The 10,470-nt window shown below is 73.6% G+C and carries 8 protein-coding genes; 5 read left to right on the top strand and 3 right to left on the bottom strand.

Annotated features, from left to right (window positions below):
- The 3 genes from IH25_RS0135755 to IH25_RS0135745 all read left to right on the top strand — a co-directional run.
- On the top strand, positions 1-918 hold a 918-nt coding region (locus IH25_RS0135755), incomplete at its 5' end, for a zinc ribbon domain-containing protein (protein WP_342447395.1).
- Between the two features lie 120 nt (positions 919-1,038).
- A complete protein-coding gene (locus tag IH25_RS0135750; protein WP_030620770.1) occupies positions 1,039-2,283 on the top strand; it encodes a hypothetical protein in 1,245 nt (414 codons plus the stop codon).
- Positions 2,280-2,915, top strand: coding sequence for a hypothetical protein (locus tag IH25_RS0135745; protein ID WP_030620768.1), 636 nt, complete (start codon positions 2,280-2,282; stop codon positions 2,913-2,915). Before IH25_RS0135750 ends, IH25_RS0135745 begins: the two co-directional genes overlap by 4 nt.
- Before the next feature lie 36 nt (positions 2,916-2,951).
- Here the strand turns inward: IH25_RS0135745 and IH25_RS0135740 are convergent, their stop codons facing one another.
- Positions 2,952-5,408: an ATP-binding protein gene (locus IH25_RS0135740; RefSeq protein ID WP_030620767.1), complete on the bottom strand. Its 2,457-nt coding sequence runs from the start codon at positions 5,406-5,408 to the stop codon at positions 2,952-2,954.
- A 221-nt stretch (positions 5,409-5,629) separates the two neighbouring features.
- Between IH25_RS0135740 and IH25_RS0135735 the strand changes: the two genes are divergently transcribed.
- Together IH25_RS0135735 and IH25_RS0135730 are read left to right on the top strand one after the other, a co-directional pair.
- Positions 5,630-8,704, top strand: coding sequence for an AfsR/SARP family transcriptional regulator (locus IH25_RS0135735; RefSeq protein WP_030620765.1), 3,075 nt, complete (start codon positions 5,630-5,632; stop codon positions 8,702-8,704).
- Positions 8,705-9,132: 428 nt separating this feature from the next.
- Positions 9,133-9,537, top strand: coding sequence for a hypothetical protein (locus tag IH25_RS0135730; RefSeq protein WP_030620764.1), 405 nt, complete (start codon positions 9,133-9,135; stop codon positions 9,535-9,537).
- Positions 9,538-9,573: 36 nt separating this feature from the next.
- Here IH25_RS0135730 and IH25_RS0135725 read toward each other — a convergent pair whose 3' ends face one another.
- Positions 9,574-10,095 carry a diiron oxygenase gene (locus IH25_RS0135725; RefSeq protein WP_030620763.1) on the bottom strand — a complete coding sequence of 174 codons (522 nt, stop codon included), beginning with the start codon at positions 10,093-10,095 and terminating at the stop codon, positions 9,574-9,576.
- A 13-nt stretch (positions 10,096-10,108) separates the two neighbouring features.
- Positions 10,109-10,297 carry a hypothetical protein gene (locus IH25_RS41460; protein WP_157847075.1) on the bottom strand — a complete coding sequence of 63 codons (189 nt, stop codon included), beginning with the start codon at positions 10,295-10,297 and terminating at the stop codon, positions 10,109-10,111.
- Between the last annotated feature and the right edge of the window lie 173 nt (positions 10,298-10,470).

The following is a 10,470-nucleotide window of genomic DNA, read 5'->3' as shown; positions in this document are numbered from 1 at the left end:
GCCACGCCCCCGGCCCAGCCCCGGCCCCCGAAGCCCCCGGCGGCGGCACAGCCCCCCGTCGGGCCCCGTGTCCCGTCGGCTCCGGACGCGCCGGGCCCGCGCTCCCCGGGCGCGCCCTCCCCGCAGGGGCCGGGACCGGATGCCGTGCTGCCCGTACAGCCGGCGAAGCCGGTGGCCCCGCGTCCCGTCGTACGGCCCGTGGAGGCGCCGGAGGAGGTGACGGGCACGCCGTGCCCGTCCTGCGGCACGCCCAACCCGCCGGGCCGCCGCTTCTGCCGCCGCTGCGCGGCCGAGCTGCGGCCGGCGGCGAAGCCGGATCCGCTGCCGTGGTGGCGGACGGTGTGGCCGCTGCGCCGCAAGGTGCGGGCCGGCTCGGGCCGGGGGGTGCGGCTGCTGGTGATCCTGGGATTGCTGGTGGCGCTGTGCGCGGCCGGTCTCTTCCTGTTGCCGGCCGGACGTGCGCTGTTCGAGGACACCCGGGACAAGCTGGGCAAGCCCAAGGCCGTGACCCCGGTGGGGATCAAGGCGAGCGCCGAGCTGTCCGGGCACCCGGCGCGGAACACCACGGACGGGGTGAGCAACCACTACTGGGGCGCGCCGGCACCGGGCGCGTCGGTGACCTACACCTTCCGCGAGCCGTTCCGGCTGGTCGACGTGATCATCACCAACGGCGCGTCGAAGTCCCCGGAGGCCTACGCCGACGAGGCGCGCGCACTGCGGATGGACATGGAGATCACCACGCGGGACGGCGAGCGGCACCGCAAGGAGATCACCCTCGCCGACAAGCCGGGCCCCCAGACGGTCCCCACCGGATTCAGCGATGTCACCGAGGTGCGCCTGGTCCTGAACTCCCCGGCCGGTCTGACCCGGGGCCGCCACCTGGCCCTCGCGGAGGTGGAGTTCTTCGCGCGGAGCTGACCCGCGCCGCCGACCGGAACCCCGGCAAGGAAGTTGCAAGGACCCTGCAAGGAAAGCGTCTTCCGGGCCGGGAAGTTCCCTGTCGACCGCCGAACACGGCGACGAGCGATGGGGGATCGCATGTCCGTCAGCACCACGAAACCAGCACTGATCGAGCAGGGACACTGGCTGACCGTACGAGACTGCAAAAGGGTATTGGTCGTCGTCCACACCGTGACGTTCGCCCAGCGCCTGGAGGAAGTCTTCGGCCTGCTGGAGTCCGACCTGCGCGTCCAGCTGGTGTTCACCGCCGCCCCGCACGCCTTCGGCAGCGGGGTCACGCGCTATCTGCACGATCTGGGCATCACCACGGTGCCCTGGGAGGAGGCCCTCCGCACGGAGTTCGACCTCGTGCTGGCCGCGGGGTCCCGCGGCGTGCACGAACTGCGCGCTCCGGTCCTGCGCGTCTCGCACGGGGCGGGGCACATCAAACTGCTCACCGACGTCGGCTCGCTCGCCCCGGGGGAGCCCCGGTCGCCGGGGATGCTGAGCAGGCAGCACCTGCTGCACGAAGGCCGCCTGGTTCCGGCGGCGATCGCCTACGCCCATGAACGGGACGTGGCGGAACTGGCGCGGTCGTGCCCGGAGGCGCTTCCGGTCGCGCACGTGGTGGGTGATCCGTGCGTCGACCGGATCACGGCGGGCCTGCCGCGGCGGGAGGAGTACCGCCGGGCCCTGGGGATCGAGAGCGGAGAGCGACTCGTGGTCGTCACCTCCACCTGGGGTCCGGCCTCGACGTTCGGGCGGCTGGACGCCCTGCTGCCGCAGTTGCTCGGCCGGCTTCCCGACGACGGTTACCGCATCGCGCTGCTGGTCCACCCCAACGTGTTCGCGGGCCACGGAACGCGGCAGGTGCGCGGCTGGCTGGCCGGCTGCCGGGACCGGGGCGTCGCGCTCGTGCCGCCGGAGGCCGACTGGCAGGCCCTGCTGATCGCGGCCGACTGGATCATCGGCGACCACGGATCGCTGACCGTGTACGGCGCGCTCACCCGGGCCACGCTGCTGCTGACGCCCGGCCCCCGGCGGGAGGTGTCCGAGTACTCCCCGACCGCGCTGCTGACCGCCGTCGCGCCCGTGATCGCCCCCGGGTATCCGCTGGCCGAACAGCTGGAGTACGCGGCCCAGTCGCGCCGCCCGGGACAGTACGACGAGGTGACCGCCTCGCTGTCGTCGGCGCCGGGCGAGTTCCACCGGCGGATGCGCGCGGTCGTCTACCGCCTGCTGCGGCTGGGCGAGCCCGCCGTCGCGCCGCTCGTCGCCCCGCCCCCGCCGCCTCCGTCGCTGCGGCAGTGGCAGATTCCCGCGGGCCGGGGAGCGGCGCGGTGAGCCGCCGGTCGCCGACCGCCCGGGTGAACGCGCCGCCCGCCCGCCGCGTGACCGCCCGGGGCGCGGCGCCGCAGGCCGCGTGGGCCACCGTTTGTTTCCGTCCGCCGCACACCGGTGCCCTGCCCCGCCGGGCCGGCCTCCGGGGCGGGCCGGCCTGGGTCGTCTGGCACACCCGGGCGGCACACGGCCCGGCCCTCGTCCGCTTCGACGCGCTGCCGGTCACGGGGCGGGGATCCGCGTACCGGGACCCCTCCCCGTGTCTCCACCCGCCCGGACGGCTCCCGTGCGACACGCACCTGTGGGCGGACGCGGACGGGCCGGCGGAGCTGAGGGAGCACGCCGACGTGCTGGTCGGCCGGGTGCCCGAGGCGGTCACGGAAGCCCGGCGGCGGGTGCGGGACCTGCTCGCGCGGCACCCGGGGTGTCTCGCCGCGGTCGTGCCCGGCTTCGGCACGGGGTGCGTGGTCGGGGTGCGGCGGGCGGCGGGTGACCCGTGGTGCGCCCGGCTGGAGCGGGGCGGGCCCCGGGCTCCGGCCACGCCCCAGGCGGTCGCCTCGGTGGTGCACGCCTGGGTGGCGGGCGGGGGTGCGCCGGGCGCGCTGCGCGCTGTCGTGCCGGTGTTCCCCGGCTGAGGCGGGGGCGGCCGGACGGGCCGGCAGCGGCGGCGATCACAGCTGCCGCAGCCGGTCGTCCAGGCGGTCGGCGTCGGCCGGGCTCAGCCGGCCGAGGAGGTCCCGGGCCGCCGCGTAATGTCCGACGGCTTCCTCCCGGTCGCCCCGCGACTCGGCGGCCCGCCCCAGCCACTCCAGGCAGCGTGCCTCCCAGTGCTCCGAGCGGGCGCTGCCCGCGCGGAAGCGGGGCAGCGCCTCCCGTAACAGCCGGGTGCCTTCCGCGAAGTCCCCGGCACGGACCAGGACGTGTCCGAGAAGGGCCAGCGCCCGGGTGGCTTCGTACGCCTCTCCCAGCGCGTCCAGGTCCGCTCGTGCCCGCCGCAGGTGGGCGGCGGCCGTGGCCGGGTCGCCGGCGGCCAGCTCGGTCTCGCCGAGGCGCCGCCGGGTGAGCGCCGCTCCGCGCAGGTAGCCGATCGACTCCCTGAGCCGCAGTGCCTCCTCGAAGTGGCTGCGTGCCTCGTCCGGCCCGTCGGTCAGCAGGGCGATGTGCCCGAGTCCGCTGAGCGCCTGGGCCTGTTGCCGTACGTCCGCGTCGGCGGTGGCCAGCTCCAGCGCCTGCCGGTACCAGTCGGCCGCCTCCGCGTACTCTCCGGCGTTGCGCAGGCCGATCGCGCCGGAGGTGAGCATGCGGCCCAATCCCGGGCGGGAGCCGCTCCGCCGGGCCGCTTCGAGACCGAGGCGGTGGGCCTCGATCCACATCTCCGTGGGGCGCAGCCGTACGAAGAGGGGCCAGATGAGGTCCGTCAGCCGCCAGCAGTCGCTGTGCCAGCCGGCCCGCGCGCAGTGCCGGACGGCGCCCATCAGCCCGTTGCGGTGGGTGTCCAGCCAGGCCAGCGCCTCGTCGGGACCGTCGAGCGGGGTGGGCTGAACCGTTCCGGCGGGCAGGTCGTGGCCGGGCAGCCGGTGGCTCGGGGTGAGGAGGTGCTCCGCCGACGCCGCGGTGGACAGGCACCAGCCGACGAACCGGCGCAGTACCTCCTCGCGCCGGGCGGGGTCCTCGCGCTCCTCGCCCAGCCGGCGGGCGTGCGGCTGGACGAGGTCGTGGAACCGGTAGGTGCCCGGCCCGGTCTCCTCCACCAGGTTCGCCTCCACGAGGGCGTGGACGGCGATGTCGGTCAGGTGCTCGGCGTCCCGCGGTGGCTCGTCGTCGGCCGCGACGGCGGTCAGCATCCACACGTCGTGGCGGTCCGTGGGCAGCACTCCCATCCGGCGGTAGAGCCGGGCGCTCGCCTCCGGCAGTACGTCGTACGCCATGTCCAGCGCGGTCCGCATCACGGCCTCCCCGTCGACCCGCAGCAGATCGACCGCCCCCTGCCCGCGGGAGAGGCGGTCGGCCAGGGCGGACACGGAATGGTGCGGGCGGATGGCGAGCTGCGCGGAGGCCAGGCCGACGGTCAGCGGCAGGCCGCCGCACAGCCGGACCACCTCGTGCGCGGCGGCCGGTTCCCGGGCCACCCGCGCCCCGCCGCCGACGGCCAGCAGCCGTACGGCCGACTCGGCGGGCAGCCCCTCCAGCCGGTGCAGGGACGCCCCGTCGACCCGCAGCCCGGTCAGATTGTTCCTGCTGGTCACCAAGGTGATCCCGGCCGGCGAACCGGACAGCAGCGGACGTACCTGGGCGGCGGTGAAGGCGTTGTCCAGCAGCACGGCCAGCCGCAGCCCCGAGGTCATCGAACGCCACAGCGCGCTGCGTTGGGCGGTGCCGGCCGGGAGCGACGACACACCGAGCGCGATCAGGAAGGCCTCCAGGACGGTGGTGGGCGAGGCCGGCCCGCTCTCCCCGTCGACGGCCTGTCCGGCCAGGTCGGCGTAGAGCTGGCCGTCGGGAAAGCTGTCGGCGTGCTCGTGCAGCCAGTGGCAGGCGAACGTGGTCTTCCCGACGCCCGCGAGCCCGCTGACCACCACCACCTGGGCCGCGTGCGGGGGGTGCTGGGCGCGCAGCGCGTCCAGGGCCCTGCGGTCCGCCTCCCGGTCCATGAACCGGGCCGTCACCGGCGGGAGCTGGCGGGGAACCGGGGGCCGGGGGCGGGGCGCTTCGGCGGGCGGGTGGAAGTGGATGCCCCCGTGGATGTCCCGGGCCTGCACGCTGGGGCCGTGGAGCACCGCGTTCCCGCCGACGGCGTTGGCGGTCGTGCCCGGCACCGGACCGGGTGCCGCGGGCGGGGGAGGAGACGGGGCGTGGCGCCGTAACCAGTCGGTGAGCGCGCCGCGCGTCGCCGGGTCCCGCAGGGCGGCGGCGGTCAGCTCCCGCGCGAGTTCGTGCCAGGGCGGTGTCCCCGGCCGGTGCGGCCCTCGGGCGTCCGGGGGCCAGAGCCGGGCCAGCGCCGGGTCCGCGCGCGCCGCGGTGTCCACGACCCGGGCCAGCTCGCGCCGGGCGGGGGTGTCCGGGTCGGCACCGCCGGCGGCCAGGGCCGCCAGCAGGGCCTGTTGCGTGTCCGAAGGAGATGCTCCCACGTGAGTGACTCCTTTCGACTCCTGACGGAATCACTCCCCGCTCCGGGAGGGATGGGAACGAAACTCCGGGAAGGGTGGGGGAGGAACTCGGGGAAGGGCGGGGGCCGAAGAGATTATTTATCGGTCAATTTTGTGCTGGTCGGTCCCGGTTATGGCCTGTGGGAGCGGGGCCATGACACTCTCGAAGACCCGGAGCAGGCCCTACCGGCGGGAGGACGCTGGTGGACTTCGAGATTCGGCTCTCAGGAGCGGTCGAGGTACGAGCGGCCGGCCGGCGCGGTGATCTCCGCTCGACGAAGACCCGGCTCACCCTGGCCGCCCTGGCATGGGACGCGGGCCGCACCGTGAGCGTGGACACCCTGATCCACCGTGTCTGGGACGACCATCCGCCCGGCAAGGCCCGGGAAGCGCTGCACGCGCACGTCTCCCGGATCCGCGCCTCCCTGCGGATCGCCGGGAGCGACGCGCCCCCGATCACCAGCCGCACCAACTCCTACGTGCTCCAGGTCGACCCGGACCGGGTGGACCTGCGCTGCTACCAGAGCTGTGTCCACCAGGCGCGTGCCCTCAGGGACAGCGACGACCAGGAGGCCGCGCTGCGCCTGCTGGACCGGGCGGACGGGCTGTGGCGCGGCGAACCGCTGGCCGGGATCGCCGGTTCCTGGGCGGAGCACCTGCGCACCGCCGTCGGCGAGACCAGCCTCGCGGCCGCGATGACCCGCACCGAAATCCTGCTGGGCGAGGGCAGGTTCGCCGACGCCGTGCCCGTGCTGCTGCCCCTGGCGGAGGAGCATCCGGTGGACGAGGCCCTGGCCGAGCGGCTGGCCATCGCCCTGTACGGCTGCGACCGCACGGCCGAGGCGACCCGGCTGCTCCAGCGGACGCGGCAGCGCGTCGTGCGCGACATCGGCCTCGACGCCGGACGCGGCCTGCACCGCGTCCACCAGGGCATCCTGTCCGGCACCCCGGCGGCGGCCCTGCTGCGGCGCACCGGTGGGGACGAGAAGAAGCCCGCCCGGCCCTCCCACCGGGTCCCGGACAACCTCCCGAGGGACGTGCCGTGGGTCGGACGGCGCGAGGAGCTGCGCCGGCTCACCTCGGCGCTCTGCGAGGGCCAGGGCAGCACGGCCGTGGTGGTCACGGTGGAGGCGATCGACGGCATGGGCGGCGTCGGCAAGACGGCGCTGGCCGTGCACCTGGGGCACCGATTACGGGACCGCTTCCCCGACGGGCGGGTCTTCCTGCACCTGGGCGGAGCCCATCCCGACCGCACGGTCACCACTCCGGCCCGCGCCCTCACCGAACTGCTGCGGCTGACCGGCCTGGACGCCAAGGAACTGCCCCACGACACAGACGAGTTGGTCGCCCTGTGGCGAGCCACGGCCCGGGACCGCCGCATGCTGGTGATCCTGGACGACGCCGCCGGATCCGAGCAGGTCCGTCCGCTGCTCCCGGGGGCCTCCCCGACGGCGGTCGTCGTGACCAGCCGGCGCCGGCTCCCCGGGCTTCCCGGCGTACGGCCCGTCTCCCTCGACGTGCTGCCGCACGAGGACGCGATCGCGCTGTTCACGAGGCGGCTGGGGGCGCGGCCCGGCGCCGACGAGGGGGACATCGCCGAGATCGTCCGGATGTGCGGCCACCTGCCCCTGGCCATCGAGATCGCCGCCAGCCGACTGCTCGCCCGGCCCTCGTGGGGCACCTCCGACCTGCTGCGCCAACTGCGTACCGGCGGCCCGCACCTGGCCCAACTGCACGACGGGGAACGGGCGATGGTCCGTGTCTTCGACCTGTCCTACCGTGCGCTGAACGCGGAGCAGCAACTGGTCTTCCGGCGCATCGGGCTGCATGTCGGCACGGAATTCTCCCCCGAGGGGGTGGCGGCGCTCACCGGCTTGCCCGTCGCTGCGGCCGGGCGGGTGCTGGAGGAACTGCTGGCCCATCACCTGGTTTCGGAGATATCCCCGTACCGGTTCTCCATGCACGATCTGTTACGCGACTACGCACGCTCGCTGACCGAAGTCGGTGACGTGGAGACCGAAGACGACTGCCGGCGGGCCGTGCGCGCCCTGGTCGATCACTATGTCGCCACCGCGGACCGGGCGGACAGGCTGGCCTATCCGTTTCGCTCGCGGATCGCGGACTGTACAGAACCACCTGTTGTGTCATGTCCGGAACTCGCCGACGCGCAGGCGGCCGAGCAATGGCTGATCACCGAGGGCGCGAATCTTCTGGACATCCTGGACTGGCTCGCGCATCACGGCACCGAGCGCCAACTGGCCATCGCGGTCCATGTGCTGGCCGGTTTCCTGGATATGGAGGGGCACGTCCTCGCGGCCGAGCCGCTGCTGCGCCGCGCCGTCGCCCACTGGGAAGCCGCAGGTGACAGCGCGTCCCGGGCGCGTGCCCTGCTCGACCTCGGCGCGGTGTGCACCCACAGCTCCCGCTACGCGGAGGCCATGTCGGCCGCGAACGAGGCGCTGGAGGTCGCACGTTCCCTCGGGGAATGGGAGTTGCAGAGCGAGTGCGTTCACCAATTGTCGATCCCGCTGTGGCAGACGGGTCAGTACGCCGAGGCACAGGCGCTGCAAAAAAAGTCCCTGCATTTCCTGCTGCGAACGGACAACAAGCGGAAGATCGCGCGCAGCAGGAACTTGCTGGGAATTACCCACCTCCATCTGGCGGAAAACCGCGAGGCATTGCAATGCTTCACTTCGGCGCTGGCCGATTTCACGGAAATCGGGGATGAGCGAGGCCGTTACAGCACGCTGAACAACATCGCGAAGCTGTGCCAGCGGACGGGGGACCTGAAGGCCGCCGAGAACGCATATCGCGAGGCGATCGGCGTGGCGGAGGGAATGGGAAACAAAAGGGACCGGGCAGCTCTGCAGATGAATTTGGCGAGCGTCCTGGACGCGCTGGGGGAGACCGAGGAGGCCCTCGCCCTGTACGACAGGGTCCTGCGGATGATGCGAGCCGTGGGGGACCGGCGCGGCGAGGCCCTCACCCTCAACGGGACCGGACGGGCCCACCGCGCGGCCGGCCGCGCAGAGCAGGCTCTTCCCCTGCACATCGCCGCTCTCGCGGTGATCCGCCGGATCCAGGCGGCAGGCGAGGAGGCCGACGTGCTCTACGACCTCGCGCTGGCGGAGCGGGACACGGGGCGCACGGCTCAGGCCGTGGCCCACCTGACGGAGAGCCTCGAAGCCAGTCGCCGGCTCGGGGCCCGGGTCGAGGAGGAGCGCGCCGCCCGCGCCCTGGCGGAGTTGCGCAGCGCGCTGAATGAGTCCGCGCGGTAAGAGCGACCGCGTCGGCTCTCGATATCGATGCGTTATCGCCCGATCGCTTTGACGTGCTGAGGCCGTCGTACGACCGGCTAAGATCTGACATGCCTGGAGCGCTGACGCCCACATTCCGTGGCGGAGCCGTGCTCGGCCTGCGTTCCTCCCATGTCTGCATCTGTCACGAAGCGCGAGGTACATTCGATAGTGAAAGTTATATTCGCCGTCGTCGCCCTGACTTGCATTGCCTATGTGACGGCGAACGGTGCCTGCCCTCCCGAACGTGGGCATATGACAAAGGCAATTCCCGCGACCGTGTCATAGCCGCGCGAACCGGCCTCTCCCGCCCCGGGGAGAGGCCGGTCGCCTTCTGCCCACGGGGCCCGCGTTCTGAGATCATGGCGCTCCGACCGGTTCGGCTGCGGCGAGGGACAAGGGGCGCGGGCATGGACTCGATCTCGGCGGATCTCCTGGTGACGATGGCGACCGGCGCGGCCGGCGAGGCCGGACGGCAGCTGTGGGCGGCGCTCAGCGGCCTGGTGCGGAGAAGGCCCGCGGAGGGAGAGGCGCCGGAGCCGGCGACCGGAGAGGCCGAACTGGTCTCCCTGGCCGAGGCTCCCCACGATGTCGCGCGGGCGCGGGCGCTGAGCGAGGTCCTCGGAGTCCGGGCGGAGCAAGACCCGTGGTTTCTGGCCGAGCTGACGCGTTGGCACCAGCGGGCGCGGGGGCTGGAAACCGGCCAGGGCGACACCAGCAACACCATCAGCGGCGGGACGCAGCACGGGCCGGTCCTCCAAGGGCGTGACTTCTCCGGGATCACGTTCAACGACCCCGGGCCGCGATGCCGATGAGGGACACCTCGTCCGGCGCGGTCGGCGGGGTGGGTGTCACACGGTCACCGGCACCCCGATCCGGTTCAGGAAGTCGGTCGTCTCGTGCAGCACCTGGGCGTGCGCGGCCCGCCGTGCCGGGTGGTCCAGGAGTCGTTTGCGCAGGTCGGACCCGGCGGCGAGGCCCGCGTCGCGGTAGGCGGCCGGGTGGTAGAAGGACGCCATGGCCGCGCGCAGGTACTCCGACAGACAGCGGCCGGCGGCCCGCCGCCCGTCCTCGCCCAGGCCGGCCTCCGCAAGCCGCTCCCACAGCAGCCGGACCAGCCGCGCCCCGAACGCGAGGTGCCGGCTCCCGTTCCGGTGGTGGATCCGGCTGACCTGCCGGATGGCCGGGTGCAGCCGGGTGTCGGCGGCCAGCCGTGCGGTGTAGTGGTCGACGATCTGCTGGGACACCAGGATCCGGGCGAAGACGAGGAAGTCCTCCAGCGCCGGGTCCAGGCCGGCGGAGGGCGGCCGGAGCCTGTCGTCCGGGTAGATCCGGCCGCCGTACTTCTGGCAGAAGGTGGCGAAGAGCCACATGTGCTCGTTCTCCTCACCGACCCAGTGGTGGCTGCTTGTCGCTCAGCTCGTCGGCGTACTCCGTACCGTGCACGGACAGCAGCTCCGGAGTGAACCAGTACTCGTCCCCGGGCAGCGCGGGCGGCCAGTCGAAGGTGGGGTACGGGGTGTAGTAGCGGCTGCTCGCCTTGGCGGACAGCCGGTCATACACCAGAGCTCGCACAGCACCTCCTGAGTGCCCCTGCGGGGCGGCCCCGCCGAGTGCTTGTCGGACCGGTCCGGTTCCCCCGCGTTCACGCTAACTCGCGTTCCGGAGCACTTGGAACAGCGCCTTTTCGCCGTTCAGGGCGTGCGCCGGGCGTGACGGGGAGGGGCTCGCGGGACGTGTGCGGGCGG

The sequence above is a fragment of the Streptomyces achromogenes subsp. achromogenes genome (genome assembly GCF_000720835.1).
GTDB classification, from domain to species: domain Bacteria; phylum Actinomycetota; class Actinomycetes; order Streptomycetales; family Streptomycetaceae; genus Streptomyces; species Streptomyces achromogenes.
Note: the sequence above shows the minus strand (reverse complement) of the source record. Positions and strands in the feature narration are given on the sequence as shown.